Source organism: Streptomyces sp. UW30 (genome assembly GCF_008042075.1).
Lineage (GTDB): Bacteria > Actinomycetota > Actinomycetes > Streptomycetales > Streptomycetaceae > Streptomyces.
This window is the reverse complement of record NZ_RDBN01000021.1, coordinates 450569-476806: the sequence shown is the minus strand read 5'-3', so window position 1 is coordinate 476806 and position 26238 is coordinate 450569. Positions and strand designations below refer to the sequence as shown.

Here is a 26238-nt window from a genome sequence, read left to right as displayed (position 1 = left end):
GTTACTGGATCACCACCTTGACGACGCCGGTGAGGGCGATCTGAGCGAGGGAGAGGGGGACGAGCAGGGTCCAGGAGAGCTTCTGGAGCTGGTCCTCGCGCAGTCGGGGGTAGGTGACGCGGAGCCAGATCACGATGAAGGCGAGGACTGCCGTCTTCAGCAGGGTCCAGACCCAGCCGAGGCCGTCGGCACCCCAGGGGCCGTGCCAGCCGCCCAGGAAGAGGACGGTGGTCAGGCCGCACAGGACGACGATTCCGGCGTACTCGGCAAGGAGGAAGAGGGCGAAGCGCAGGCCGGTGTACTCGGTGTAGGCGCCGAAGATGATCTCCGAGTCGGCGACCGGCATGTCGAAGGGCGGGCGCTGGAGTTCGGCCAGTCCGGCGACGAAGAAGACGATCGCGCCGACGATCTGCCAGGGCAGCCACCACCACTCGAAGGCGTCGAGGATGCCGGGGAGGGAGACGGTGCCGGCCGCCATCGCCACGGAGGCGGCGGTGAGCAGCATCGGGAGTTCGTAGGCGAGGAGCTGGGCGGCGGTGCGCAGGCCGCCGAGGAGGGAGAACTTGTTGGCGGACGCCCAGCCGGCCATGAGCGAGCCGAGGACGCCCACGCCCATCACGGCGAGGACGAAGAAGATGCCCGCGTCGATGACCTCGCCGACCGCGCCCTCGCTCGGGCCGATGGGGATGGCGAGGAGGACGAGCAGATAAGGCAGGAGCGCCACGGCGGGGGCGAGCTGGAAGATACGGCGATCGGCGCCGGCCGGGACGACGTCCTCCTTCTGCGCGAACTTCACGCCGTCGGCGACGAGTTGGGCCCAGCCGTGGAAGCCACCGGCGTACATCGGGCCGAGGCGGCCCTGCATGTGGGCCATCACCTTGTGCTCGGTCTGGCCGATGATCAGGGGGAAGGTGAGGAAGACGACGAAGACGATCAGGAGTCGCAGGGTGACGTCGAGCGCGTCGTTCACTGCGGGCCTCCTGCGGAGTCGTCGCGGTCTGCGGGGTCTGCGGGGTCTGCATCAGGGGCGGGCTCGGCGGTGGTCGCCGGCTCACCGCCGGCGGACTGCGCGGGTGCCGACTCCGGTTCCGGCTCGGACTCGGACGGGCGCTCGGGCTCCGGCTCCGGCTCGTCGAAGGCGGGACGGGCGTGGTGCCACGGGGCGTCCGGGCTGCGGGGCGCCTTGGGGGGCGCCGCCTCGGACGTGGCCGTGTCGGGCGCCGACTCGTCAGGTACGGCAGATTCGGGCGCCGACTTGTCAGGGGCGGCGGCTTCCGGTGCCGCGGCGTCCGGCGTGGTCCTCTGGCTCGCCGAGCCCTGCGAGGCGCTGCGCGAGCGGCGAGGGCCGGACGGAGGAGTGGTGCCCTCGGCCGCCCCGGCCTCCGGCACCGCCTGACTCGCCGAGCCCTCGGCCGCCGTACGAGCACGACGCGCAGGCGCAGCACCCTCCGCCGCCCCGGCCTCCGGCACCGCCTGACTCGCCGAACCCTCGGCCGCCGTACGAGCACGACGCGCAGGCGCAGCACCCTCCGCCGCCCCGGCCTCCGGCACCGCCTGACTCGCCGAACCCTCCGCCGCCGTACGAGCACGACGCGCAGGCGCAGCACCCTCCGCCGCCCCGGCCTCCGGCACCGCCTGACTCGCCGAACCCTCCGCCGCCGTACGAGCACGACGCACCGGTCGTTCGCCCGCTGCCCGTGCCGGCCGATCGCCGGCCGCTCGGGCCGGGCGGTCTCCCGCTGCGCGGCCCGCGGCACGGGCCGGGCGGGCCGGGGCAGGGGGAAGCTGGCCCTTCAGAGGGCCCCATTCGTTCGGGTCGGGGACGCCGGGCGGGAGCATCTGGCGGCGCTTGGGGCCGCCGTGCTCGGACTCGCCGGGTTCCTTGGCGCCGGGCCAGGCCTTGACGACGCGGGCCGCCAGGACGAAGTCCTTGCGCAGGGGGTGGCCCTCGAAGTTGTCCGGGAGGAGCAGGTGGTCAAGGGCCGGGTGGTCGGAGAACACCACGCCGAACATCTCGTGCGTCTCCCGCTCGTGCCAGGCCGCGCCCGCGTAGACGCCCACCGCCGAGGGCAGCGTCGGCGCCTCGTGCGGGACCGTCGTACGGACCAGCAGGCGCCGTACCGGAGAAAGGGCGGCGACGTGGGCCGCGACGCGGAAACCCGTGCCCGGTTCGTCGACCGCGCTCAGCCAGTCGAAGTAGGTGCAGCCCAACTCGTCGCGGGCCGCCTCAAGCGCAGCGATCCAGGAGGCCGGGGGTACGTCGACCGTCAGGACCTCGTACGACTCCTCGGCCGTCGCCTCCGGACCGAAGAGGTCCTCGACAGGGGCGGGCAGCCAGCCGATCGTCGTCATCGGGCGGCCTCCCCCGAGCCCGTGGCGCCCGTACCGGTCGCACCGGCACCACCGGCGTCACTCGAACCACCGGCACCATCCGCACCCGGCACCTGCGGCCCCCGCACCAACCCGCTCTGCAACGCCGCCGCCGACGGCCGCGCCGTCCCGCTGCCGTACCGCTCCCCCAGCGACTCCCGCGCGATCTTCTCCTGGAGCTTCAGGATGCCCTGGAGCAGCGCCTCGGGGCGCGGCGGGCAGCCGGGGACGTAGACGTCGACCGGGATGATCTGGTCGACGCCCTTGGTGACGGAGTAGGAGTCCCAGTACGGTCCGCCGCAGTTGGAGCACGCCCCGAAGGAGATGACGTACTTCGGCTCGGGCATCTGCTCGTACAGCCGCTTGACGGCCGGGGCCATCTTGTCCGTCACCGTGCCCGAGACGACCATGAGGTCGGCCTGGCGGGGGCCGGGCGCGAAGGGGATCACGCCGAGGCGGATGAAGTCGTGGCGGGCCATCGACGCGGCGATGAACTCGATCGCGCAGCAGGCGAGGCCGAAGTTGAAGACCCAGAGCGAATAGCGGCGGCCCCAGTTCAGGATCACCTTCATCGGCTCCGGCGCGAGACGGGCCAGTGCGCCCAGCCGCTTCGGCTCCGGCAGCAGTACCGGCTGCCCCTCGGTGTCTGGCGTCACGTCCATGCCAGGACGCCCTTCTTGTATGCGTAGAGCAGGCCCACGGCCAGGAAGCCCAGGAAGATGAACATCTCGACGAGCGTGGTCGCGCCGTAGCCCGGGTCGGCGAAGACCGTGGCCCAGGGGAACAGGAAGATCGAGTCGATGGCGAAGATCACGTAGAGGAAGGCGTAGACGTAGTACCGGACCTGCGTGTGCGCCCAGCCCTCGCCGACGGGGTCGACGCCGCACTCGTACGTCATGAGCTTCTCGGGCGTGGGGACCACGGGGCGCAGCAGGCGGCCCGCTCCGAACGCGACGGCGACGAACAGCACGCCGACGAGGGCGAGCAGTCCGACGACCGAGTAGGACTGGAAGTAGTCCGCCGCGACGACCATGTGGCGCCCGGCCTGCGCGTCCGCCGCGACGACGACGGTCTGGTCCGACACGTCCGCCCCTCGCTCCCTGACCTCGTGACCGATGCCCCAGGAAGAGGCCCTGGGACCAGTGTCCTGCGATATGTGATCGCGTGAACACCCTGTTCGACGATCTGTACGCACGGGAGTCTAGGCCCTGCTAAAGAGACCGTAAGCAGCCCGTCACGCGTTGAGATCTCGTCGAGACGCGGGGATGTGCTGCCCGGTCGGTCACGGGGTGGGGTTTTCCCCCGGAGATCTCGGCGGCCCGCTCCATGGCGCGGCGGCCCGCCGCGCGGCACGCTAGCCCATATGACCGAACGCCCCAGCCCTTCGTGGGACGCCTCACGGCGGTCCGAACGCGAGCAGCCACCGCTGCCACCGGCCCGTTTCGCCTACGACCGGCAGACCTGGAAGGAGATCGCGCACCTCCTGGCGAACCTTCCGCTGGCCCTGCTCGGCTTCACCTATGTCGCGGTGGTGCTGTTCACCGGTGCCTTGCTGACGTTGACGGTGATCGGCTTCCCGCTGCTGGCGGCGGGCCTGGTGGGCGCACGGCAGTTGGGCAAGATGGAGCGCGCACGCGCGCGTGCGCTGCTGAGCGTGGAGGTGGCCGAGCCGAGTCCGCTGCCGTTGCGCGGCGGCAAGGACGGCTTCTTCCCGCAGCTGTGGATGGCGCTGAAGGACCCGGTCGGCTGGCGCACGATCCTGTACGACTTCATCCGCCTGCCCTGGGGCATTCTCACCTTCGTCATCGCGCTGACCTCGTTGTTCGTACTGTGGCCGGTGCTGCCGTTCATCGCGCGGGGCCTGACGAACGCGGACCGGGCGATGGTGCGCGGCCTGCTGTCGCCCTCCGACGAGCTGGAGCGCCGTATCGCCGAACTGGAGTCAGACCGGGGGGTCGTCGTGGACACGGCGGCCGCCGACCTGAGGCGCATCGAGCGCGATCTGCACGACGGCGCGCAGGCCCGCCTGGTCAACCTCGCCATGGGGCTGGGCCTGGCCAAGGAGAAGCTCCTGGAGGACCCGGACGCCGCGGCCTCGATGGTCCAGGAGGCGCACGGCGAGGTGAAGCTCGCACTCCAGGAGCTGCGTGATCTGGCGCGCGGCATCCACCCGGCCGTCCTGACCGACCGCGGCCTGGACGCCGCCCTGTCGGCGGTCGCCTCGCGCTGCACGGTGCCCGTGAAGGTGACCGCCGACCTGCCGTCCAGACCGGCCGCTGCCATCGAGGGCATCGCCTACTTCACCGTCTCCGAGCTGCTTCAGAACGTCAGCAAGCACAGCGGGGCGAAGTCGGCGTCGGTCGACGTGTGGCGGTCGGACGACCGGCTGCTCATCCAGGTGTGGGACGACGGCCGGGGCGGCGCACGCCTCGACGGCGGCACGGGCATGCGCGGGCTCGCCGACCGGCTGGACGCCGTGGACGGACTGTTCGTCATCGAGTCGCCGCAGGGCGGCCCCACGACGGTGACGGCCGAGCTGCCCTGGCGGGACCGCACCGCAGGGCAGGGGTAGGGAAAACCCCCCGTTCAAGACGCCGACGGCCTCCATGTTCCGCGGACCTGTGGTCGAGGAGGGTGGAGGTACGACGGCACAGCCCCGGCGGGGCTGACGGGACGAGGAGAACGGACGACGCCGATGGCCACGGAGTACGGACAGGGTTACGGGCAAGGGCTCGGTTTCCCCGAGCGCGGCCTTCCCGAGCACGGCCTTCCCGAGCACGGCGGCGAGCGGCGGCACCGGCTGCCGGCCGGGCTGCGGGCGCCGTTCGAGGGGCGCAGCTGGCGCGAGTTCGGGTATGTGTTGCTGAGCCTGCCGATCAGCATCGTGCTGTTCGTGTACGCCATCACGATGGTGTCGCTGGGCGTGGGCCTGCTGGTGACGTTCCTCGGCATCCCGGTGCTGGCGGCGGGCCTGGCCGGCTGCCGCGGCTTCGGGGCGCTGGAGCGGGCACGCGCGCGTGCGCTGCTGGACCTGGAGGTCGCCGAGCCGGAGCCGCTGCGGATGCGCAAGCGCGGCTTCATGGGCTGGATGGGCGCCATCCTGAAGAGCGGGACGTCGTGGCGGGCCCTGCTGTACGCGGTGCTGCACTTCCCGTGGGCGGTCTTCTCGTTCGTCGTCGCCCTGAACGTGTGGGTGTACGGCTGGGCGCTGCTGACGTATCCGCTGTGGTTCTGGGTCTTCCCGATGTGGGCCGGCCAGGACGGTCTTCAGATCTACGGCGACGAGACGCACCGCTTCTACCTCGACAACCCCTTCGAGATCACCGTCACCGCGCTGGTGGGCCTGCTGTTCACGCTGGCCACGCCCTGGATCGTGCGGGCGCTGACGACGGTGGACCGGTTGCTGGTGCACGGCCTGCTCGGGCCGTCGCGGCTGGCCACGCGCGTGGTGGAGCTGGAGTCCGACCGCGGTGTGGTGGTCGATACGGCCGCTGCCGACCTGCGGCGCATCGAGCGCGACCTGCACGACGGCGCCCAGGCCCGGCTGGTTGCCCTGGCCATGGATCTGGGCCTGGCGAAGGAGAAGCTGACGGAGGACCCGCAGGCGGCGGCCCGGATGGTCGACGAGGCGCACGGCGAGGTGAAGACGGCGCTGCAGGAGCTGCGCGATCTGGCGCGTGGCATCCATCCCGCGGTCCTGACCGACCGCGGTCTGGACGCGGCCCTGTCGGCGGTCTCCTCGCGGTGCACGGTGCCGGTGGAGGTCCAGGTCGACCTGACGGAGCGGCCGGTGCCGGCGATCGAGGGGATCGCGTACTTCACGGTGTCGGAGCTGCTGCAGAACATCAGCAAGCATTCGCGGGCCACGTGGGCGGCCGTGGATGTGTGGCGGGTGGAGAACCGGCTGATGCTGCAGGTCGTGGACAACGGCGTCGGCGGCGCGGCGACCTCCGGGGGCTCGGGCCTGTCCGGGCTGGCGGAGCGGCTGGACTCGGTGGACGGAATTCTGGTGGTGGACTCGCCGGTCGGCGGGCCGACTCGGATAACGGCGGAGCTGCCCTGGCGGACCGTGTAGTTCCGGGTGTGCCGTTCGGCCCGCTCAGGTGCGGATCCGGCTCCGGTTGGTTCAGGGGCCGGATTTCCGTGTGCCGGATTCCGTGGGCCTGGTCCGTAGGCCGGATTCGGTATGCCGAATCCGTAGGCCGGGATTCCGTATGCCGGATCCGTATGCCGGGATTCCGTATACCGGGTTCCCCTTTGAAACCGTTCTCCGGTGTGGCCGGTGAAACCGTTCTCCGGTGTGGCCGGCCTTCCAAGCGCCGGGCTTTCAGGTGCCGGCGCCGACTCTCCTACTGCCGGACTTCCCAGCGCCGGCTTTCCGTTTGTTCGCAAGTACCCCCTGAGCTTGCGCCCCCAATTCGCCCCCTTCGTGCCCACGCGATCCGAACTGCGGCCGGCAGGTTATCCACAGGCCCGGTGCGGAAGAGCCGATCGCGGGATACTGAGGTCGCGAGGGACGACAGGGCCGGGGCGCGCTCGGCCGAACGCCAAGGCTCGGGGGGCCGGGGATCGTGGAGGACAGGGTGCGGGTGGTCATCGCCGAGGATTCGGTGCTGCTCAGGGAGGGACTGACCCGGCTGCTGACCGACCGTGGGCATGAGGTCGTGGCGGGGGTAGGGGACGGCGACGCGCTGGTGAAGACCATCACGGAGCTGGACGGGCAGGGCGAGCTGCCGGACGTGGTGGTCGCGGACGTGCGGATGCCGCCGACGCACACCGACGAGGGGGTGCGGGCGGCCGTGCTGCTGCGCAAGGTCCACCCAGGACTCGGAGTGCTCGTGCTGTCGCAGTACGTGGAGGAGCGGTACGCCACGGAGCTGCTGGCCGGCTCCAGCAGAGGGGTCGGCTATCTGCTCAAGGACCGGGTGGCCGAGGTCCGTGAGTTCGTGGACGCGGTGGTGCGGGTGGCCCAGGGGGGTACGGCGCTGGACCCGGAGGTCGTCGCCCAGCTGCTGGGCCGCAGCCGCAAGCAGGACGTCCTCGCGGGGCTCACCCCACGCGAGCGCGAGGTCCTGGGGCTGATGGCCGAGGGGCGGACCAACTCCGCCATCGCCCGGCAGCTGGTGGTGAGCGACGGCGCCGTCGAGAAGCACGTCAGCAACATCTTCCTCAAGCTCGGGCTGTCCCCGAGCGACGGGGATCACCGACGCGTACTCGCGGTCCTCACCTACCTGAAGTCCTGACGGGCCGCCTCCGTGTCAGTCAGGTGGGTGACCGCTCCGGCGTCCACCGGACGGATGCGAATACGGCAACCGAACAAACAACAGGGAGCGTCTTCAAAAGCAGCGCCGGGGGGCGTGTGAACCATGACAAGTCAGGGTGGCGAACCGCTTCACATCCATGTCCGTCATGCGAATGGCCCGGGGAGGGCGACCTTTACGGACGTAGGGTTGATCCTGGGAAGGCTTGCGGGAAGGCCATGCCCAGACAGCCGCCTCGAAGGAGGTCCAGTTCAGTGACCAGCCAGGTCAGTAGCCCATCCGAGCAGGCCGACGAAGCCGTCGTGGGAGAGCAGCGCAAACCGGCAGGGACGACGAAGGACGTTCGCCGGCTGGACCGAGTGATCATTCGATTCGCGGGGGACTCGGGCGACGGTATGCAGCTCACCGGCGACCGCTTCACCTCGGAAACGGCGTCCTTCGGCAACGACCTGTCGACGCTGCCGAACTTCCCCGCCGAGATCCGCGCTCCTGCCGGAACCCTGCCGGGCGTGTCCTCCTTCCAGCTGCACTTCGCCGACCACGACATCCTGACCCCGGGCGACGCGCCGAACGTGCTGGTGGCGATGAATCCGGCGGCCCTGAAGGCCAACCTCGGCGATGTGCCGCGCGGCGCGGAGATCATCGTCAACACGGACGAGTTCACCAAACGGGCGATGCAGAAGGTGGGCTACGACGTCTCTCCGCTGGAGGACGGCTCGCTCGACGGATACAGCCTCCACCCGGTGCCGCTGACGACTCTGACGGTCGAGGCGCTGAAGGAGTTCGACCTCACCCGCAAGGAGGCCGAGCGCAGCAAGAACATGTTCGCGCTGGGCCTGCTGAGCTGGATGTACCACCGCCCGACCGAGGGCACCGAGAAGTTCCTGAAGTCGAAGTTCGCCAAGAAGCCCGACATCGCGGCCGCCAACATCGCCGCCTTCCGCGCGGGCTGGAACTTCGGCGAGACGACCGAGGACTTCGCCGTCTCCTACGAGATCGCCCCGGCGACGACGGCCTTCCCGGTCGGCACGTACCGGAACATCTCCGGGAACCTGGCGCTGTCCTACGGGCTGATCGCCGCGTCCCGCCAGGCGGACCTGCCGCTTTATCTGGGCTCGTACCCGATCACCCCGGCCTCGGACATCCTGCACGAGCTGAGCCGGCACAAGAACTTCGGCGTACGGACCTTCCAGGCCGAGGACGAGATCGCGGGCATCGGCGCGGCGCTGGGGGCGGCCTTCGGCGGCTCGCTGGCGGTGACGACGACGTCCGGCCCGGGCGTGGCGCTGAAGTCGGAGACCATCGGCCTCGCGGTCTCCCTGGAGCTGCCGCTGCTGGTGATCGACATCCAGCGGGGCGGGCCGTCCACCGGCCTGCCGACCAAGACCGAGCAGGCGGACCTGCTCCAGGCGATGTTCGGGCGCAACGGCGAGGCACCCGTCCCGATCGTCGCCCCCTGCACTCCGGCCGACTGTTTCGACGCGGCTCTGGAGGCGGCGCGGATCGCGCTGACGTACCGCACTCCGGTGATGCTGCTGTCGGACGGCTATCTGGCCAATGGCTCCGAGCCCTGGCGGATCCCGGAGCTGGACGAGCTGCCGGATCTGACCGTGCAGTTCGCGCAGGGCCCGAACCACACCCTGGAGGACGGCAGCGAGGTCTTCTGGCCGTACAAGCGCGACCCGCAGACCCTCGCCCGGCCGTGGGCGATCCCGGGCACCCCGGGCCTGGAGCACCGGATCGGCGGCATCGAGAAGGAGGACGGCACGGGCAACATCTCGTACGCCCCGGCCAACCACGACTTCATGGTCCGCACCCGCCAGGCCAAGATCGACGGCATCGAGGTGCCGGACCTGGAGGTCGACGACCCGCACGAGGCGAAGACGCTGGTGCTGGGCTGGGGATCGACGTACGGCCCGATCACGGCCGCCGTACGCCGCCTGCGCACCGCGGGCGAGTCGATCGCGCAGGCGCATCTACGCCATCTGAACCCGTTCCCGCGCAACCTGGGCGCGGTACTCGGACGCTACGAGAAGGTGGTGATCCCCGAGATGAACCTCGGCCAGCTCGCCACTTTGGTCCGGGCGAAGTACCTGGTGGACGCCCACTCGTACAACCAGGTCAACGGTATGCCGTTCAAGGCGGAACAGCTTGCCAAGGCTCTCAAGGAGGCCATCGATGCCTGAGACGTCCACGGAAGGCACGGGCACGATCGAGGCACTCTCGCTCATCCCCAAGGCCGAGGCCCGCCAGTCCATGAAGGACTTCAAGTCCGACCAGGAAGTGCGCTGGTGCCCCGGCTGCGGTGACTACGCGATCCTGGCCGCGGTCCAGGGCTTCATGCCGGAGCTGGGGCTGGCCAAGGAGAACATCGTCTTCGTCTCGGGCATCGGCTGCTCGTCCCGCTTCCCGTACTACATGAACACGTACGGGATGCACTCCATCCACGGCCGCGCCCCGGCGATCGCCACCGGCCTGGCGACATCGCGCCGGGATCTGTCGGTGTGGGTGGTCACGGGTGACGGCGACGCGCTGTCGATCGGCGGCAACCACCTGATCCACGCCCTGCGGCGCAACGTCAACCTCAAGATCCTGCTGTTCAACAACCGGATCTACGGCCTGACGAAGGGCCAGTACTCCCCGACCTCCGAGGTCGGCAAGATCACCAAGTCGACGCCGATGGGGTCGCTGGACGCGCCCTTCAACCCGGTGTCCCTCGCGATCGGCGCGGAGGCGTCCTTCGTGGCCCGCACGGTCGACTCCGACCGCAAGCACCTCACCCAGGTGCTGCGCGAGGCGGCGGCCCATCGGGGTACGGCGTTGATCGAGATCTACCAGAACTGCAACATCTTCAACGACGGCGCCTTCGAGGTCCTGAAGGACAGGCAGCAGGCGGAGGAGGCGGTGATCCGCCTGGAGCACGGGCAGCCGATCCGCTTCGGCACCGACGGCGGACGCGGCGTGGTCCGCGACGCGCAGACCGGTGACCTGAAGGTCGTCACGGTGACGCCGGAGAACGAGTCGCAGATCGTGGTCCACGACGCCCACTCCGCGTCCCCGACCACGGCCTTCGCCCTGTCCCGCCTGGCCGACCCGGACACCCTGCACCACACCCCGATCGGCGTGTTCCGCGCGGTGGACCGCCCGGTGTACGACACACAGATGGCCGACCAGCTGGACTCGGCGATCGAGCAGAACGGCAAGGGGGACCTGGCAGCGCTGCTGGCGGGTGGGGACACCTGGACGGTGGTCGGCTGACCAGCGGCTGATCGACGGCATGACGAAAGGCCTGGGCGCACTACGGCGTCCAGGCCCTCTGCGTCAGGCGTCGGGGATGTCCCTCTTGGCGCGGATGAGGGTGTCACGCGTGATGACAACAATGCGCTCGTAGTCCGCCCGGGCCGCGTCCGAGGGAAGGTGAGGGTCGAGGTCGGCCGTGGCCTCGGTGCCGATGACTGCGAAATCGCCGTTGCTGAGTTCGAACAGGTCCGGACATGTCTCGCCGGTTCCACTCCCCCGCAAGGCAGGAGCGTCCCCAATCCGACGGATGATTCGGAACGGCGAGACTTCGTCGCGCACCTGAGCGCTCCCCTCTCGGGGCCGCGCAGCCCCACGTCTCAAGGGGCGCCACTCGATGAGTGACGCCCCTCGGGTTCACAGTGCTCTGGATCTTACATGGGACGCGCCCCTGAATGTGACCCCCCTCACACTCATTCCTGCGACTCCGGAACGGGGCCTACGACCCACCATTCATCCGGATCGTCCCGTAAGTCCTCCAACATCCCGTCCACGACCGACCCGACGCGGCTTTCGAGGGACTCGTCGGGGACGCTGCGCCGATGCTCGACCGTGGAGGCCCAGTACTCCGCGAACACTTCGTTGCGGCACAGGACACGCAGGTGCCCGACGAGCTCGTCCCAGTCGTAGACACCCACGCGGTGAGCCATCAGAAGCACCCCGTACTGACGGTTGGAGAAGAGCATCTGCCGGCGTCTGCGCTCGGAGAGCCCCGTCAGCGTGCTCATGGCCGCAGCCAGCGCCGGATCGTCGATCGCTCGATCCATCTGCTCCACGGAGAGGCGGTACTGCTGGATCAGATTCGCCCGGCGCACCTCCTCGGTCATCTGCGTCAGCTGGCGCAACAGTTCCAGCATGAGTTCCTCCTGACGCCGGCGACGGCCACGGCTGAACGGCGCACGCACGAAACCGAGTGCCAGCATTACCGCAGAACCGATCCTGCTGGGCCGGGCGGCCGGAGTCTGTGTGGCCATGTCAAGGCAACCCCCTGGGTCCAGTGAGCGTGCGCCATGCGGTGGCAGCGCGAGTCGGCACACGGGTGGGCGTAGCACTCCGCATCCACATTGCCCGCCCGTCAAAGGCGGCGTGGGAGGCGGAAAGGGGGCGCATGGAAGGACGTGTCTCGCATGTCGACCAACGCCCTGACATATGTGTGCCCCCAGGCGCCGTGGGCATTCCTGCCGACGAAGCCCGAGCGCCCGCGTCATCCCTGCTCAGAGCCGCCTTTTCGCGCGTCGTACACCTCGCGCGCCTTCTGCACCTCACCCATCCGCTGCTCGGTCCACAGCGCCAGCGCGCGCACCTGTTCCGCCGCCTCGCGGCCCAGATCGGTGAGGGAGTAGTCGACCCTCGGGGGGATCACCGGCTTGGCGTCGCGATGGACGAGGCCGTCGCGTTCCAGGATCTGGAGGGTCTGGGTCAGCATTTTCTCGCTCACCCGGCCGATCGCACGGCGCAGCTCGCTGAAGCGGAAGGGCCGCTCCTGGAGCTGGATCAGGACGAGGACGCCCCAGCGGCTGGTGACGTGCTCCAGGACCAGCCGGTGCGGACACATCTGCTCGCCGACGTAGTACTTGCTTGCCGTCGCGCTCTCCACGCCACTTACCGTCATGCCAGTACCTTACTTCAAAGTGGGTACTTTCGCTGAGTTAGTGCCGCTCCTAGGGTTAGTGACACCGCACCCCACAAGGAGTTCTGATCATGAGCATCGTCGTCACCGGAGCCACCGGACACCTGGGCCGCCACGTCGTGGAGCAGCTGCTGGAGAAGGTTCCGGCCGGCCAGGTGACCGCCATCGTCCGCACCCCCGAGAAGGCCGCCGACCTCGCCGAACGGGGCGTGAAGCTCGCCGTCGCGGACTACAACACCCCCGAGACCTTCGACGGACTGTTCGCGGCCGGCGACAAGGTGCTGCTCATATCCGGCAGCGAGGTCGGCAACGACCGGGTCGGCCAGCACAAGGTCGTCATCGACGCCGCCAAGTCCGCCGGCGTCGCCCTGCTCGCCTACACCAGCGCCCCCGGCAGCCTCACCGCCGCCCTCGCCGACGACCACCGCGGCACGGAGAAGGCGCTGCTGGAGTCGGGGCTGCCGTACGCGCTGCTGCGCAACGGCTGGTACCACGAGAACTACACCGAGAACCTCGCCCCGGTCCTGGAGCACAGCGCCGTCACCCACGCCGCCGGCACCGGCCGCGTCTCCTCCGCCTCGCGCGCCGACTACGCGGCCGCCGCCGTCGCCGTACTGACCGGCGAGGGGCACGAGAACAAGACGTACGAGCTGGGCGGCGACGTCGCCTGGAGCTTCGCCGAGTACGCCGCCGAGCTGAGCCGGCAGACCGGCCGGGAGATCGCCGAGAACCCCGTCTCCGGCGAGGTCCTCACCGGCATCCTGGCCGGCGCCGGACTGCCGGAGTCCCTGGCCGCGATCCTCGCCGGGGTGGACGCCTCCGTCGAGAAGGGCGAGCTGGTCGTCGACAGCGGGGACCTGTCCCGTCTGGCGGGGCGTCCGACCACGCCACTCGCCGAGGCGGTCTCGGCCGCACTGAAGGGCTGACCCGCGTTCCCCGGTGCGACCCGGGCGCCCCAGCCCCTGCCTGTCATGACCGTATGGCGATACGGGCATGACACGCGGGGGCTTTCGGCGTTACCTTCGTGCGGGCCGACGTAGGGACGCGGCACGTGAGGGCACGAAGGAGGGGCCGTGACCGGGAAGTCCAAGGGCGAGCGGCACATAGGTCTGCTGAACGGCTTCGCGGCGTACGGGATCTGGGGACTGTTCCCGCTGTTCTGGCCGCTGCTGGAACCCGCCGGGTCGGTCGAGATCCTCGCCCATCGGATGGCCTGGTCCCTCGTCTTCGTGACGGCCGCACTCCTCGTCGTACGGCGCTGGGCCTGGGCGGGTGAGCTGATACGGCAGCCGCGGCGCCTCGCGCTGGTCGCCGTGGCCTCGGCCGTGATCACCGTCAACTGGGGCGTCTACATCTGGTCCGTGAACTCGGGCCATGTCGTCGAGGCCTCGCTCGGGTACTTCATCAATCCGCTCGTCACCATCGCCATGGGCGTGCTGCTCCTGAAGGAACGGCTGCGGCCGGTGCAGTGGGCGGCGGTCGGCGTCGGCTTCAGCGCGGTGGTCGTGCTGACCGTCGGGTACGGCCGGCCGCCGTGGATCTCCCTCGTCCTCGCCTTCTCCTTCGCCACCTACGGGCTCGTGAAGAAGAAGGTCAATCTCGGCGGCGTGGAGTCGCTGGCCGCGGAGACCGCGATCCAGTTCCTGCCCGCGGTCGGGTATCTGGCCTGGCTGACGGCACAGGGGAAGTCGACCTTCACCACGGAGGGGCTCGGGCACGCGACGCTGCTCGCGGCCGCCGGCGCCGTCACCGCGCTGCCGCTGGTCCTGTTCGGCGCGGCGGCGATCCGGGTGCCGCTCTCGACACTGGGGCTGCTTCAGTACCTGGCGCCGGTCTTCCAGTTCCTGATCGGTGTCCTGTACTTCCACGAGGCCATGCCGACCGAGCGGTGGGCCGGGTTCGCGCTGGTCTGGCTGGCGTTGACGCTGCTCACGGCGGACGCGTGGCGCGCGGCGCGGCGGGCCAGGGTGGCCGCGATCAGCGTCCCGCAGGGGCTTTCGCAGCCGGGCGGCGACCGGGAGAAGCCGGCGTCCGCCGCCGTGGACGCCTGACACGCGAGCGCCGGTGGGCGACCCCGGTCCGCCGACCGGCGATTCCCATTGCGCCCCGGCTCCCGTACGGCCTATGAGTGGTCGCATGACTCAGGAATCCGGCGCCACCCCTACGCCCCTGCACTTCAAGCTCGTCATCGACTCCGCCAACCCCCAGTCCCAGGCCGACTTCTGGGCCGCCGCGCTGCACTACGAGGTCGAGGACAACAACGCCCTCATCGAGCGGCTGCTGGAGCTCGGCGCGCTGCCGCGGGACGCCGCCGTCGAGTTCCACGCCCGGCTCGCCTTCCGGGACCTGGTGGCCGTACGGCATCCGGACGACCCGTACGACAAGGACAGCGGCACCGGACTGGGACGGCGGCTGCGAGCAGCGTCGCGTGCCCGAGCCCCTCCGTGGTGAAGGTCGACTTCCCCTGTGCCGTCAGCCAGGCCAGATACCCGACCGCGGGCAGGAACTGGATCGCGGTCTCCGCGGCCAGCGACTCCACGCCGCCGAGATTGACCTTCTTCTTCACGAGCCCGTAGGTGGCGAAGGAGAAGGCGAGGACGAGGGAGATCCACGGCGGCCGGCCGTACCCGACGGTCGCCCCGCGGCTTCGACGCGGTCGCCGAAGCCGTCGTCCTCGGTGATGCGCCGCCCGGTGCCACCGCTGATACCTCCCCGTTCGCCGAGCCGATGGCGCGGATCAACGAAGCCGTGACGGCGGGGCGGACCGCGGAGGCGTCCATGCGTGGCGGTGGGCCGAACTCGCCCAGCGGTGGCGCGACCGTGCCGGGGGCGGCGTCCTGCACCGGCTCGGGCAGGGGACGCAGCCGGAAGGTGGGCGAGGAGTCCTGCGCCGGGCCCGGCAGCGGTCGTAGGACTTGGGTGAACCGGTCCCCGGGGGGCTCGGTGTCCGGCGCGGGGTCGCTCGCCGCAGGGGCGGGCGCCGCGGGGAGCGCGGGCCGTACGGCATGCCCGAGCGCCGGGGGCGGCGGCGGAGCCGTCCGGACGGGCTCGGCGGTGAAGCGGCTGGATCCGTCGGCCTCGACCAGCAGCGGGACGACGTAACCGATGCGCTCGTCGTGGACGGTGGCGTGCACGGCGTGGCCGGCGGCGAGGGCGATGCGCTGGAGGTGGGTCAGGACGACGTACTGGATCTCCTCGCCCGGGGCCGCGGCGACGGGGACGCCGCCGATCGACGCACCGCCCGCGCCCGGACCGGCGACGGGGACATGCACGTCGATCGGCGCGGTCACGGAGGCCGCGGTGTCGGCGCGTTTCTGTTCCCGCTTCTTCGCGCGGCTCAGTCGAGGCATCGCTTCCCTCACTCGCATGTGTCGGGGGAGTTCCAGGACGACGCGTTCGGGTTCCATGGTGCTCCCTCTCGCCGTCGGGTTCCGCTTCCCCGGCGTCCAGGTCCGGTTGTACAGGTCGGACACGTCGTACACGTAATCTCGAGTCTCTCCGGCCGCGCACGGTACCGGCGTCACCGTGGCGTCACAGACTCGTTCCAGGAGCTTGTGCCACGTCACAGCGTGTCCATGCCAGGCGCGAAGATCGATGGCGTGACGAGGGAGGAGTGCGGGCATGGGGACTGACATGCGCGTACAGCAGGAGCGGCCGCAGCCGGGGCCTGAGATCTGGATCCGCGGCCCGGTGGCCCTGCCGCAGGAGCCGGCGCCCTCCCCCACCGCCTTCACACGCGGGCGGTTCTCCTGGGTCGGCGTGCACGGCGGGGCCGGTGTCTCCACGCTCGCCTCGGTCTACGGCGGCCACGACTGCGGACGCGACTGGCCCGGACCCGCCGGTCCGCCGTAGGTGCTGCTGGTGGCCCGCACCCATGCGGCAGGGCTGGCGGCCGTCCTGAACGCCCTGGAGGTCTTCCGGCGCGGGGAGGCTCCGTACGGGCTCGATCTCGACGCCGTCGTGCTGGTCGCGGACGCGCCGGGACGCCTTCCGCGACCGCTCGCCGAGCACGTCAAGGTGATCGAGTCGGTGATCGACGTGTACCGGGTGCCGTGGGTGCCCGCTTGGCGGCTCGGCGATCTGAGCGGGCAGCCGCCCAGGGAGGCCGAGGCGCTGGCGCGGCTGACCGCGCGGGCTCGCTGACGCCCGTGCCACCCGCCTCCGCCCCCGCTGCCATGCCAGACGCCCTCTCGGCCGTGGAGATCGCGTCCGCCGTACGGTCACGGACCCTGCGGGCTGTCGACGTCGTCGCGCAGGCCCTCCACCGGATCGAGCAGGCCGACCCCGCCCTGTCCGCCTTCATCGAGGTGTGGCCCGAGGAGGCCCTTCGGCAGGCCGCCGAAGTGGACGCGCGAGTCGGTGGAGGCTCCTGCTCGAGCGGAGTCGAGAGCTTGGGGGAGGGTGAGCGGCTGCCGCTGGCCGGCGTACCGATCGCGGTCAAGGGGCGGCGGGGCCTGCGGACGGCGGGTCCCCTGCTCGCGGCGGGGTGTGTGGCGGTGGGGGCGACGTCCGTGCCGGGACCGGGAACCGTCTGGCAGACCTGGGGACTCGGGCGGTACGGCCGTACGGTCAACCCGTGGCGCCACGACCGTACGCCGGGCGGCTCCTCGGCCGGTTCCGCGGTGGCCGTGGCGGCGGGCCTGGTGCCGCTCGCGACCGGGAACGACGGGGCCGGGTCGGTACGGATCCCGGCGGCGTGGTGCGGGATCGTCGGCCTGAAGGTCGGCAACGGCCGGCTGCCGTCGAGCGACCCCACGGGGCTCATGGTGCCGGGGGTGCTGACGCGGTGCGTGGGGGATGCGGCGGCGTACTGGAGAGTGATGTCCGGCGCGGTGACAGGGGACGGCACGCAGACGGCCGACATGGCACGCGGCTCCGGCTCCGACTCCGGCTCCGGCTCCGGCTCCGGCTCCGACATGGCACGCGGCTCCAGCTCCGGCTCCGCCAAAGAACACAGCCTGGCCGTTCCCTACGACGCCCCGACCGCCGTATGGTCCCCCGACCTCGGCTTCGACTCCCCCGACCCGGATGTCGTCGCCGTCGCCCATGCCGTCGCCGTACGCCTCACCGAGGCCGGGGTGCTTCGGCCGGCGCGCCCGCGCACCGCGCTGCGCCTGCACGACCCGGCTCCGGCGTGGCTCGCCCTGCGGACCCCGGGCGCGGGGCCGACCCCCGAGGTCCACCGCATCCGGGCCGCGAACGACCGCCGCCTGGCCGACCTCTTCGCCGACGCCCAGCTGCTGATGACGCCGACCGCCCCCATCCCGCCGCACGGTCACGAAGGTCCCGGCGAGCGCTACTCCACCGCGCTCACCTGGGCGTTCAATCTGAGCGGGCATCCGGCGATCAGCATCCCGGCGGGGTTCGGGCCCGACGGCTGCCCGGTCGGGCTCCAGTTGGTGGCGGCGCACGGCGGGGAGTCGCTGCTGCTGAGCGTCGCGGGCGCGGCCGAGGGGCACATCGGGGCCTGGTGATCCCGGGGCCCTGGTGATCCCGGTGGCCCCGCCCGCCCCGCCCGCCCCGCCGGCTCCACGGGTTCCGCGGCAACCGGGGTACCCCCTGGACAGCTACATGCGTACGCATATAATGCACATGCGATTAGTTGTCGTACGCCGACCACCGGGCCGCTGCGCCGGCCCACTGTCTGGGGGAACCATGACCCGCCGTTTCCTGTTCGTCCTCGGCAGCAGCCGTTCCGACGGCAACACCGAGTTGCTGACCCGCAGGGCCGCCGAGCAGCTGCCCGAGGATGTCGAGCAGCAGTGGATCGATCTGTCCGCCCATCCGCTGCCCGACTTCGAGGACCTGCGGCACGACACCGACCATGTGCGCCCGACGCAGGGGAACGTGGCGCTGCTCCTCGACGCCACCCTCGCGGCGACGGACGTCGTGATCGCCTCGCCGCTGTACTGGTACTCGGTGTCCGCCCCCGTCAAGCGCTACCTCGACTACTGGTCGGGCTGGCTGCGCACACCCGGCATCGACTTCAAGGCGACCATGGCCGGGCGCACCCTGTGGGGCGTCACCGCGCTCGCGCACGAGGAGCAGGAGGTCGCCGACCCCCTGGTCGGGACGCTCAGCAACTCCGCCGCTTACCTGCGGATGCGCTTCGGCGGGGTGCTGCTCGGCAACGGCAGCAAGCCCGGTGACGTGCTCGCCGACGCCGAGGCGCTGACCCGGGCGAAGACGTTCTTCGCGCAGGAGGCGCCGCTCGCGCGCTTCCCGTACGAGAACGACTGAAGCCCTCTGGGGACTTACGCCGTGATGTCCTTCGCCATGAACCTCGCCCACGCCGCCGAGCCGAACACCGCCGCGTAGAGGGCCTGGATGCCGAGGTTCCTGACCAGGTCGTCCCAGTACACGGGTTCGCGCATGAGGTCGGCGAAGGACAGCCAGTAGTGGGAGAAGAAGTACGGCTGAATCGCGTGGAGTTGGGGGATCTGGTCGAGGATCTGGACCGTGATCAGCAGGCCGACCGTCGTCGCCATGGCCGCGATACCGCTGTTGGTCAGCGTCGAGACGAACAGGCCGAGCGCCGCCACGCCGATCAGTGACGCGGCGACGACCAGGGCGATCAGCAGGGCTCTGCCCAGCCCCTCCGCGAAACTGATCCGGGTGCCGGAGATGGTCGTCAGCTCGCCGAGCGGGAAGAGCAGCGCCCCGACCGTGAGCGCCGAGACCGCGACCACGAGGGTGGCCACCAGGCAGAACGTCATCGTGGTGGCGTACTTGGTGAGCAGCAGGCGGGTGCGTCCGGCGGGGGCCACGAGGAGGTAGCGGAGGGTGCCGGAATTCGCCTCGCCCGCGATCGCGTCTCCCGCGATGACGCCGATCGCCATCGGCAGGAAGAAGGGCAGCGTCGCGGCGAGTGCGGTGAAGACCAGGAACAGGCCGTTGTTGGTGATCTGCGAGATGAACGCCGGACCACCACCGCCCTGCGGGCCACCGCCGCCCGACGAGCCGTCGCCGGTCTCGATCTTCACGGCGATCCCGACCAGGATCGGCACGGCGGCCAGGACGGCGAGCAGCGCGAGGGTGCGCCAGCGTCGGAAGGTGGTGAGCAGTTCGCTGCGCAGGAGCCCGAAGGTCCACAACGGGTTCGGCCTGCGGACGGCGCCCGCCTGCGGGATCGCCTGAGCCTGCGGGACCGCTTCAGCCCGCGACATCGAACCCCTCCCCCGTGAGTGCCACGAACGCGTCCTCCAGGGAGGCCCGCTCGACGCCGAAGCCGCGGACGCGGACTCCGGCCTTCACCAACGCCGCGTTGACGTCGGCGAGTTCGCGCTCCGGGGGCTCGGCGGTCACCCGGTCGTCGGTGATGACGACGTCACCGGCACCCTGCTCCTTGAGCACCCGGGCCGCGTCCCCGGTGTCGGGCGTGGTCACCACGAGCCGGCCGCGCGCCCCGGCCGCCAGCTCCGCCACCGCGCCCTGGGTGATCAGCCGGCCCTGGGCCATCACGGCCGCGTGCGTACAGACCTGCTCGATCTCGTCGAGGAGGTGGGAGGAGAGGAACACGGTCGTGCCGTCGGAGGCCAGCTCGCGGATCAGCGACCGGATTTCGCGCATGCCCTGCGGGTCGAGACCGTTGGTCGGCTCGTCGAGGACGAGGAGCCTGCGCGGCTGGAGCAACGCGGCCGCGAGCCCCAGCCGCTGCTTCATGCCGAGCGAGTACGCCTTGGCCTTCTTGCCCCCGGCGGCCGTCAGGCCCACCCGGTCCAGCGCGGCCGTGACGCGGGCGCGACGGGTGCGCGGATCGGCGGTCGGGTCGGCGGCGTCGTACCTCAGGAGGTTGTCGCGGCCGGAGAGGAAGCCGTACAGCGCGGGCCCCTCGATGAGCGCGCCGACGTGCGGCAGTACGGCGCGCGCGGCCCGGGGCATGGGGTGCCCGAGCACGCGCGCGGTACCGGAGGTGGGCTCGATCAGGCCCATCAGCATGCGGATGGTGGTGGTCTTGCCCGAGCCGTTCGGACCGAGGAAGCCGAAGACGCTGCCCGCCGGGACGGTCAGGTCGAGACCGTCCACGGCGAGCTGCCCACCGCGGTAGCGCTTGGTGAGCCCGTGGGTGGCGATCACGGTGCCGGCCGCCTCGCCGGACGACGCGGTCCGAACGGAGTGCGCAGCCTCGCCGGACGACGCGGTCCGAACGGAGTGCGCAGCCTCGCCGGACGACGTGGTCCGAACGGAGTGCGGCGTCTCGCCGGACGACGTGGTCCGAACGGAGTGCGGCGCCGCTTCAGGTCGGCGGGCCTCGACGGCCCGCACACTCCGGTCGTCCGGGCCGGCCTCCTCCGCCCGCACGGCACCCTCCGCCCGCACGGCACCCTCCGCCCGGCCGGCCTCGTCGGTCCGGCCGGCCTCGTCGGTCTCCCCGGCGGGCGGTTCCTCCATCGGCGCCTCGGGCTCCTCGGTTCGTGGTGCGGGCAGGGCGGTCGGTGACGGGCTACTTGCCCGAGTCGGCCGCCTTCACGAGCGCGTCCTTGGTGACCGCGCCGACGTAGACCTTGCCGTCGTCCGTCACCAGGGCGTTGATCAGGCGGGTGCTGAAGACCGTGCCCGAGCCGAACTTACCGGTGGCCTTGTCGCCCAGGGAGTCCAGGAAGCCACCCATGTCGCCGCCGACCTCGGCGCCGGACGGGACGCCCTCGCCGCCGGTGTCGAAGACGGCCACGGAGTTCCAGCCCTCGCCGATGACCTCGGGACCGCCCTCGGCGCCCTGGCCCAGCGCGCCTGCGGACAGCGGACCGCCGAACTCCTTCTCCAGCTCCTTGCCCAGCTCGTCCTCGGACTTCGCGCCGCCGTGCTCCCGGGCCGCCTTGTCCGGGCCGCCCTCCTCGGTGACCGTCGCGCCCTTGGGCGGGGTGAAGTCGAAGGTGGAGGCGGCCGGCTTGGCGAAGCTGACCTGGGTGAAGCCCGCGTCGATCACGGCCGAGCCACCGCTCGACGGGGTCAGCGTGAACTTCAGCGGCATGCCGGTCTTGGCGTCCACCGCGACGGTGATCGCGCCGACCGTGCTGCCGGACTGCTTCGGCTTGATGAGCAGCCGGTAGGCGTCCCGGCCCGCGACCTGCGCGGTGCCGTCGACAGTGACGGACGTGGTGTCGTCGACCGCCTTGAGGGCCTCCTCGGTGAGCTCCTTGGGCGTGCCGGGGGCCTCTTCGGGCTTCCCCTTGTCCGCCTGCGCCTCCTCGCCGGTGCCGTGGTAGACCTCGTTCGACTTGCTGTCGTAGCCCCAGATGTCCTTGCCGTTGTGGATGAGGCTGTACTCGGAGGCGTTCTCCAGCAGGGAGAGCTTCTGCTTGTCATCGCCGTCGACGGCCAGGCGCAGCGTGTGCGTGCCGGACGCCAGCTCGGTCAGCTTGGCCGAGGGGTCGGCGGACGAGCCGTCACCCGAACCCGACGCCATCGCGCCGGAGGCGAAGCCGGCCCCCAGCCCGCCGAGGTCGGGCAGACCCAGGTCGGTGGTGATCTTGAAGGTGCCGGACAGCTGCTGCACGTCCGACTTCGCGATCTTCTCGATGAGTTGCTGCGCGGTGATCTCCGGCAGGTCGGGGTCGCCGGAGTCGGCGATCGCCGGGACGAGCCCGATGGTCGCCGCCGCGATTCCCACGACCGCGACCGGAACGACGTACCGCGCGGCCTTGCGCCGGCCCGCGCGCAGCTCGTCGGCCTCCTCGGCGTTCGAGCTGTCGTCCGATACGTACGGTGCCATGTGTGCCCTACCTCCGTCGTCGGCGGCGGCTGTTCTCGTTCCTCGCCCGCGAGTCTTACGACCCCGCACTCGCGCACCCCTGAGCCGCCATTCTCACCCGAATCGGTGAGGAGTGGTGTTTTCCGTGGTGTCCATCTGACCAAATCGGCCAGCGAGATTCGTCAGCCTTCGGAGCCAACTCCGCGTACACCTGCGGTATGACACAAGGAGGCGACGCCTCCCCCGACCCGTAGGGGTCGATGCGGGGAAGACGCCGCCGTGTGCCTCGAATCGGTCAGCCGTTGAGAAACACGTAGTCGGCCTGGTACGGCACGCCGACGATCGCGCCGGGCGTGCAGGAGCCGGTCGGGGCCACGCCGCCGACGGTGTTCAGCCGCAGGATCTCCGCGGTGTCGGCGAGCAGGCCGTGGTGCTTGCCGGACTGAGTGGCCTTCAGGTCGAGCTCCGGGATGTTCTTGTCGCCGTTCGGGGTCTTGGAGATGACGGCCCCGGTCACCGCGCTGCCGTCCCGCGCTATCCACTGCGGCGTACCGGAGTTGGGCGCCACGAAGGAGTGCGCGATACGGCCGCCGAGTACGGCGCTGACGTCCCGCTGGGCGAACGCGTACCCGCCGCCCTCGGCCGGCTTGCACTCGTAGATCTGCTTGCCCTTGATGACGGACGCCTGGAAGTTGTCGAGCGCGTCACGGAAGTCGAACTTGGCGACGGTGACCTTGTGGAGCTGCCCCCGCACGGCGCCGCCCGGGAACTGGGCGGTGTGGAGGTTGGCGTAGAAGGAACTCGGGTCGGTCTTCAGGGCGTTGAGCAGCGCGGGGTCCTTCACGGTGACGGTTCCCGTGACGCTGTGCCCCTTGCTCTTGCCGAGGAGGCCGCCGAAGTCGACCTTGATGCCGCCGTTGGTGCCCTTGGCGCCCTGGTGGATGTGGAGGGCGGTCGGCTTGCCGGTGGCGCGCCAGGTGACGGCGACGGACACCTTGTCGCCCTTGACCTTCACGAACTGCACGGCGGCACCGTCCTTGTCCCCGACGGCGGGCCCACCCGCCACGGGCACCTCGTTCGCCCCGCGCAGGCTGGCGGCGAGGACGGTGCCCCCGCTGCCGCCGGCGAGGGCCCCGCTCTGGCTCACGATCCCCTGTGCGTCGCCTCCGGCGTGCCCCGCGTGGTCGGCGCGGTCACCTCCGGCGGCGAAGGCGGGAATCACCGCGGCGGCGACACCACCCGCGGCAGCCACCGCGACAGCGGTGACGATCAGGCTCTTACGGCGCTTCGAAAACGTCGTCTTCATGCCCATGATGTTGTTTTCTCCCCGTAGTGCTGCTGACGCCCCCTGCGTCAGCTTCTGGGCATTCATACGGAGGGGATCTTAGTTTGGACTCAGTCCAACGATGTGACGTGCGTCACGGAACCTAGCCTGTCCGGCGTTTGAGGACGAGGCCCCTTCAGGGCCGTTGGGGGTCCAGGGGGCGGAGCCCCCTGGTGGGGTCCAAGGGGCGAAGCCCCTGAGGATGGGACGGGTAAGGGCGGCGGGGGCGAAAACCTAACCGGCCCGATGCACCACCGCGTCGCACAACTCCATCAACGCAGCCTTGGCATCATTATCCGGCAACGGCGCCAACGCGGCCCGCGCATCCTCCGCATACCGCACCGTGTCCCGCCGAGCCTGCTCCAACGCCGGATGCACCCGAAGCCGAGCCACCGCCTCCGCAAGCCGCGCGTCGTCATTCAGATCGGACTCCAGCAGCTCGCACAGCGCGACATCCTCCGCCAGCCCCAGCCGCTCGGCCCGCTCCCGCAACCGAAGCACGGGCAAGGTCGAGATCCCCTCCCGAAGATCCGTCCCCGGCGTCTTCCCGGACTCGCGCGAGTCGCTCGCGATGTCCAGCACGTCGTCCGCCAGCTGGAAGGCGATGCCCAGCCGCTCCCCGTACTGCGTGAGCACATCGACCACCGTCTCGTCGGCGCCCGACATCATCGCCCCGAACCGGCACGACACCGCCACCAGCGACCCGGTCTTGCCGCTGAGCACATCCAGATAGTGCTCCACGGGATCGCGACCGTCCTGCGGCCCCGCCGTCTCCAGGATCTGCCCGGTGACCAGCCGCTCGAACGCCTCGGCCTGCACCCGGACCGCCTCGGGCCCGAGGTCGGCGAGGATGTGCGAGGCCCGCGCGAAGAGGAAGTCGCCGGTCAGTACGGCAACCGAGTTCCCCCAGCGGGTGTTCGCACTGTCGACGCCCCGCCGTACGGCGGCCACGTCCATCACGTCGTCGTGGTACAGCGTCGCCAGATGGGTGAGCTCCACGACCACCGCCGACGGCACGACCCCCGGCGCATACGTGTCCCCGAACTGGGCAGCGAGCATCACGAGCAGCGGCCGGAACCGCTTTCCACCCGCCCGCACCAGATGCTGGGCAGCCTCGGTGATGAAGGGGACCTCACTCTTGGTGGCTTCGAGCAATCCCTCCTCGACAGCCGTCAATCCGGCCTGGACATCGGCTTCCAGAGCCTGGTCCCGCACGCTCAGCCCGAACGGCCCGACGACGGTCACGAGGGGTCTCCTGTCTGCTGGTGTCCACTGGCGGTTACACGGTTTGTCGATAGGTCGCTGCCATCACTCAAGTCAGCGTATCCGGTCAGGTTTCGATCACCGATGCCGCCCACCCGTCCACCACGGGCGGTATTGGATCACGACCGGTATGTTTTTGATCACGTGATAAGGCCGGATATCCATCGACTTATAGGGAAGTAGCGGGCCCTGTCCCGAATCGAAGTCGGCGTCGAGCCCGAGAGCGGTCCCCCACCCGGCGACGACCACGCCTTCTTCGGCAGACCCAAGGGCCTGCTCACCCTCTCCGGCCTGGAGGTCTGGGAACGCTTCTCGTTCCTCGGCATGCAGGCCATCCTCGTCCTGCACTGCGCCGACACGGTCGCCCACGGGGGTATGGGCATGTCGGCCGGAACCGCGGCCTCCGCGTCTCCGCCGCCTACGGCACCCTCGCCTACCTGGCCTCCGTCGCCGGCGGCCGGCTCGCCGACCGCATCCTCGGCTCGTACCGCGCGGTGCTGTGGGGCGGCATCCTGATCGCCTGCGGCCACTACGCCATGGCGGTGCCGACGACCGGCATGACCTGGGTCGGCCTCGGCCTGATCAGCGCCGGCACAGGGCTGCTGAAGCCCAACGTCGCCACCATGGCCGGCAAGCTCTACCGCACCGCCGACGAGCGCCGGGACGCCAGCTTCGCCCTGTCCTACATGGCGATCAACATCGGCGCCTTCGCGGGCCCGCTGATCACCGGCTGGCTCGGCGACCACAGGGGCTGGCACCGGGGCTGGCACCGGGGCTGGCACCGGGGCTTCTCGGCTGCCGCCATCGGCATGACGTTCGGCCTGCTCCAGTACGTCCTCGGCCGCCGCCACCTGGCCGGGCGGAAGCACGCCGCCGAGTTCGCGCCGGACCCCGACGCCATGCGCCGGGCGATCCGTCCGATCGTCACGGGCCTCGTCAGCACGGCCGCCAGCGCCGTCCTCCTCGCGACCACCGGCCGGCTCACCATGGACCGCTTCGTCGACCTGCTCACCCTCGTCCAGGTGATCGCGCCGGTCGTCTACTTCGCAGTGATGTTCGCCGGCCCGCGCGTGACCCCCGAGAAACGCGGGCGCCTGCGCCCGTACATCGTCCTCTTCCTCGCCTGGACGGTCTTCAACTTCATCCTCTTCCAGGCGTACTCGACGATGATCCTGCCGGCCTCGACGAACGCGGAGACGACCATCCGCGGCTTCTACTTCCCGGCCGGCTGCTACGCCTGAGCCCTCGGCGGCCTGCCCTTCCTGCTGATGGTGCCGCCGACCTCCGGCCACTCCTCCGACGCCTGCTTCGGCGTCAACGGCACGATCGCGGTGGCCGCGGGACTGGCCGTGATGGCCGCGTCGCGCCGACTGCGCCGCACGATGCACCCGGTGCACCGACC

General features: G+C 70.8%; 23 protein-coding genes and 3 pseudogenes. 12 read left to right on the top strand and 14 right to left on the bottom strand.

What is annotated here, in order from left to right; all coding sequences use genetic code 11:
- Position 1: 1 nt before the first annotated feature.
- Genes EAO75_RS12555 through EAO75_RS12540 form a run of 4 tightly spaced genes read right to left on the bottom strand, consistent with a single transcriptional unit; the run spans position 2 to position 3454 of the window.
- The gene (locus EAO75_RS12555) at positions 2-970 is read right to left on the bottom strand and encodes a complex I subunit 1/NuoH family protein (RefSeq protein WP_030947592.1); all 969 of its coding nucleotides are present in this window, start codon (positions 968-970) and stop codon (positions 2-4) included.
- Positions 967-2352 carry an NADH-quinone oxidoreductase subunit C gene (locus tag EAO75_RS12550; RefSeq protein WP_147995112.1) on the bottom strand — a complete coding sequence of 462 codons (1386 nt, stop codon included), beginning with the start codon at positions 2350-2352 and terminating at the stop codon, positions 967-969. Before EAO75_RS12550 ends, EAO75_RS12555 begins: the two co-directional genes overlap by 4 nt.
- The gene (locus EAO75_RS12545; protein WP_147995111.1) at positions 2349-3032 is read right to left on the bottom strand and encodes an NADH-quinone oxidoreductase subunit B; all 684 of its coding nucleotides are present in this window, start codon (positions 3030-3032) and stop codon (positions 2349-2351) included. Before EAO75_RS12545 ends, EAO75_RS12550 begins: the two co-directional genes overlap by 4 nt.
- Positions 3023-3454, bottom strand: coding sequence for an NADH-quinone oxidoreductase subunit A (locus EAO75_RS12540; RefSeq protein WP_147995110.1), 432 nt, complete (start codon positions 3452-3454; stop codon positions 3023-3025). The genes EAO75_RS12545 and EAO75_RS12540 overlap by 10 nt, the downstream gene beginning before the upstream one ends.
- Before the next feature lie 279 nt (positions 3455-3733).
- On the opposite strand from EAO75_RS12540, the gene EAO75_RS12535 reads away from it, so the two are divergent.
- The 5 genes from EAO75_RS12535 (at position 3734) to EAO75_RS12515 (ending at position 10889) form a co-directional block, all read left to right on the top strand.
- Complete coding sequence (locus tag EAO75_RS12535) at positions 3734-4942, top strand: sensor histidine kinase (RefSeq protein WP_187284411.1); 1209 nt, start codon at positions 3734-3736, stop codon at positions 4940-4942.
- A gap of 123 nt (positions 4943-5065) precedes the next feature.
- Complete coding sequence (locus tag EAO75_RS12530; RefSeq protein ID WP_147995109.1) at positions 5066-6445, top strand: sensor histidine kinase; 1380 nt, start codon at positions 5066-5068, stop codon at positions 6443-6445.
- Between the two features lie 508 nt (positions 6446-6953).
- A complete protein-coding gene (locus EAO75_RS12525; RefSeq protein ID WP_315987032.1) occupies positions 6954-7613 on the top strand; it encodes a response regulator transcription factor in 660 nt (219 codons plus the stop codon).
- A gap of 272 nt (positions 7614-7885) precedes the next feature.
- Positions 7886-9817, top strand: coding sequence for a 2-oxoacid:acceptor oxidoreductase subunit alpha (locus EAO75_RS12520; RefSeq protein ID WP_147995107.1), 1932 nt, complete (start codon positions 7886-7888; stop codon positions 9815-9817).
- On the top strand, positions 9810-10889 hold the full coding sequence (locus tag EAO75_RS12515) for a 2-oxoacid:ferredoxin oxidoreductase subunit beta (protein ID WP_147995106.1): 1080 nt from the start codon (positions 9810-9812) through the stop codon (positions 10887-10889). The genes EAO75_RS12520 and EAO75_RS12515 overlap by 8 nt, the downstream gene beginning before the upstream one ends.
- Positions 10890-10952: 63 nt before the next feature.
- Here the strand turns inward: EAO75_RS12515 and EAO75_RS12510 are convergent, their stop codons facing one another.
- From EAO75_RS12510 to EAO75_RS12500, 3 genes are all read right to left on the bottom strand, one after another.
- Positions 10953-11210, bottom strand: coding sequence for a hypothetical protein (locus EAO75_RS12510; protein WP_147995105.1), 258 nt, complete (start codon positions 11208-11210; stop codon positions 10953-10955).
- 131 nt (positions 11211-11341) lie between these two features.
- Positions 11342-11851, bottom strand: coding sequence for a DUF6082 family protein (locus EAO75_RS12505; RefSeq protein WP_410092256.1), 510 nt, complete (start codon positions 11849-11851; stop codon positions 11342-11344).
- Positions 11852-12132: 281 nt separating this feature from the next.
- Positions 12133-12540 (bottom strand): winged helix-turn-helix transcriptional regulator, encoded by a 408-nt coding sequence (locus EAO75_RS12500; protein WP_147995103.1) that lies wholly within the window; start codon positions 12538-12540, stop codon positions 12133-12135.
- An 89-nt stretch (positions 12541-12629) separates the two neighbouring features.
- Here EAO75_RS12500 and EAO75_RS12495 point away from each other — a divergent pair, with 89 nt between their 5' ends.
- The 3 genes from EAO75_RS12495 to EAO75_RS45765 all read left to right on the top strand — a co-directional run bounded on the left by EAO75_RS12495 (position 12630) and on the right by EAO75_RS45765 (position 15009).
- Complete coding sequence (locus EAO75_RS12495; RefSeq protein WP_147995102.1) at positions 12630-13484, top strand: SDR family oxidoreductase; 855 nt, start codon at positions 12630-12632, stop codon at positions 13482-13484.
- A 147-nt stretch (positions 13485-13631) separates the two neighbouring features.
- Complete coding sequence (gene rarD, locus EAO75_RS12490) at positions 13632-14609, top strand: EamA family transporter RarD (protein WP_147995101.1); 978 nt, start codon at positions 13632-13634, stop codon at positions 14607-14609.
- A gap of 85 nt (positions 14610-14694) precedes the next feature.
- A complete protein-coding gene (locus EAO75_RS45765; RefSeq protein WP_187284410.1) occupies positions 14695-15009 on the top strand; it encodes a hypothetical protein in 315 nt (104 codons plus the stop codon).
- On the opposite strand, the pseudogene EAO75_RS47235 reads toward EAO75_RS45765, so the two are convergent.
- Positions 14951-15193: pseudogene (locus EAO75_RS47235) on the bottom strand (EamA family transporter RarD); the annotation flags it as partial. The gene EAO75_RS45765 and the pseudogene EAO75_RS47235 overlap by 59 nt on opposite strands.
- Before the next feature lie 986 nt (positions 15194-16179).
- On the opposite strand from EAO75_RS47235, the pseudogene EAO75_RS12475 reads away from it, so the two are divergent.
- The 3 genes and pseudogenes from EAO75_RS12475 to EAO75_RS12465 all read left to right on the top strand — a co-directional run bounded on the left by EAO75_RS12475 (position 16180) and on the right by EAO75_RS12465 (position 18798).
- Positions 16180-16701: pseudogene (locus EAO75_RS12475) on the top strand (DUF6668 family protein).
- Between the two features lie 32 nt (positions 16702-16733).
- A complete protein-coding gene (locus EAO75_RS12470) occupies positions 16734-18032 on the top strand; it encodes an amidase (protein ID WP_147995100.1) in 1299 nt (432 codons plus the stop codon).
- A 181-nt stretch (positions 18033-18213) separates the two neighbouring features.
- Positions 18214-18798, top strand: a complete 585-nt coding sequence (locus tag EAO75_RS12465; RefSeq protein WP_147995099.1) for a flavodoxin family protein — start codon at positions 18214-18216, stop codon at positions 18796-18798.
- A 14-nt stretch (positions 18799-18812) separates the two neighbouring features.
- On the opposite strand, the gene EAO75_RS12460 is transcribed toward EAO75_RS12465, so the two are convergent.
- The 6 genes from EAO75_RS12460 to EAO75_RS48220 all read right to left on the bottom strand — a co-directional run bounded on the left by EAO75_RS12460 (position 18813) and on the right by EAO75_RS48220 (position 25205).
- Positions 18813-19724, bottom strand: a complete 912-nt coding sequence (locus tag EAO75_RS12460; protein ID WP_147995098.1) for an ABC transporter permease — start codon at positions 19722-19724, stop codon at positions 18813-18815.
- On the bottom strand, positions 19711-20634 hold the full coding sequence (locus EAO75_RS12455) for an ABC transporter ATP-binding protein (protein ID WP_147995269.1): 924 nt from the start codon (positions 20632-20634) through the stop codon (positions 19711-19713). Before EAO75_RS12455 ends, EAO75_RS12460 begins: the two co-directional genes overlap by 14 nt.
- 367 nt (positions 20635-21001) lie before the next feature.
- On the bottom strand, positions 21002-22270 hold the full coding sequence (locus tag EAO75_RS12450) for a LolA family protein (protein ID WP_147995097.1): 1269 nt from the start codon (positions 22268-22270) through the stop codon (positions 21002-21004).
- A gap of 274 nt (positions 22271-22544) precedes the next feature.
- The gene (locus EAO75_RS12445; protein ID WP_261989251.1) at positions 22545-23555 is read right to left on the bottom strand and encodes a CHRD domain-containing protein; all 1011 of its coding nucleotides are present in this window, start codon (positions 23553-23555) and stop codon (positions 22545-22547) included.
- A gap of 252 nt (positions 23556-23807) precedes the next feature.
- On the bottom strand, positions 23808-24818 hold the full coding sequence (locus EAO75_RS12440) for a polyprenyl synthetase family protein (RefSeq protein WP_147995095.1): 1011 nt from the start codon (positions 24816-24818) through the stop codon (positions 23808-23810).
- A gap of 96 nt (positions 24819-24914) precedes the next feature.
- Positions 24915-25205 carry a hypothetical protein gene (locus EAO75_RS48220; protein WP_315987034.1) on the bottom strand — a complete coding sequence of 97 codons (291 nt, stop codon included), beginning with the start codon at positions 25203-25205 and terminating at the stop codon, positions 24915-24917.
- On the opposite strand from EAO75_RS48220, the pseudogene EAO75_RS12435 reads away from it, so the two are divergent.
- Positions 25161-26233: pseudogene (locus tag EAO75_RS12435) on the top strand (peptide MFS transporter); the annotation flags it as partial. The gene EAO75_RS48220 and the pseudogene EAO75_RS12435 sit on opposite strands and share 45 nt — an antisense overlap.
- Positions 26234-26238 lie beyond the last annotated feature (5 nt).

Coding starts and splice junctions, on each gene's coding strand:
- EAO75_RS12495 (WP_147995102.1), top strand. CDS start 12,630: ATGAGCATCGTCGTCACCGGAGCCACCGGACACCTGGGCCGCCACGTC.
- EAO75_RS12545 (WP_147995111.1), bottom strand. CDS start 3,032: ATGGACGTGACGCCAGACACCGAGGGGCAGCCGGTACTGCTGCCGGAG.
- EAO75_RS12515 (WP_147995106.1), top strand. CDS start 9,810: ATGCCTGAGACGTCCACGGAAGGCACGGGCACGATCGAGGCACTCTCG.
- EAO75_RS12535 (WP_187284411.1), top strand. CDS start 3,734: ATGACCGAACGCCCCAGCCCTTCGTGGGACGCCTCACGGCGGTCCGAA.
- EAO75_RS12500 (WP_147995103.1), bottom strand. CDS start 12,540: ATGACGGTAAGTGGCGTGGAGAGCGCGACGGCAAGCAAGTACTACGTC.
- EAO75_RS12445 (WP_261989251.1), bottom strand. CDS start 23,555: ATGAAGACGACGTTTTCGAAGCGCCGTAAGAGCCTGATCGTCACCGCT.
- EAO75_RS12470 (WP_147995100.1), top strand. CDS start 16,734: ATGCCAGACGCCCTCTCGGCCGTGGAGATCGCGTCCGCCGTACGGTCA.
- EAO75_RS12465 (WP_147995099.1), top strand. CDS start 18,214: ATGACCCGCCGTTTCCTGTTCGTCCTCGGCAGCAGCCGTTCCGACGGC.
- EAO75_RS12505 (WP_410092256.1), bottom strand. CDS start 11,851: ATGCTGGCACTCGGTTTCGTGCGTGCGCCGTTCAGCCGTGGCCGTCGC.
- EAO75_RS12460 (WP_147995098.1), bottom strand. CDS start 19,724: ATGTCGCGGGCTGAAGCGGTCCCGCAGGCTCAGGCGATCCCGCAGGCG.
- EAO75_RS12550 (WP_147995112.1), bottom strand. CDS start 2,352: ATGACGACGATCGGCTGGCTGCCCGCCCCTGTCGAGGACCTCTTCGGT.
- EAO75_RS45765 (WP_187284410.1), top strand. CDS start 14,695: ATGACTCAGGAATCCGGCGCCACCCCTACGCCCCTGCACTTCAAGCTC.
- EAO75_RS12530 (WP_147995109.1), top strand. CDS start 5,066: ATGGCCACGGAGTACGGACAGGGTTACGGGCAAGGGCTCGGTTTCCCC.
- EAO75_RS12450 (WP_147995097.1), bottom strand. CDS start 22,270: ATGGCACCGTACGTATCGGACGACAGCTCGAACGCCGAGGAGGCCGAC.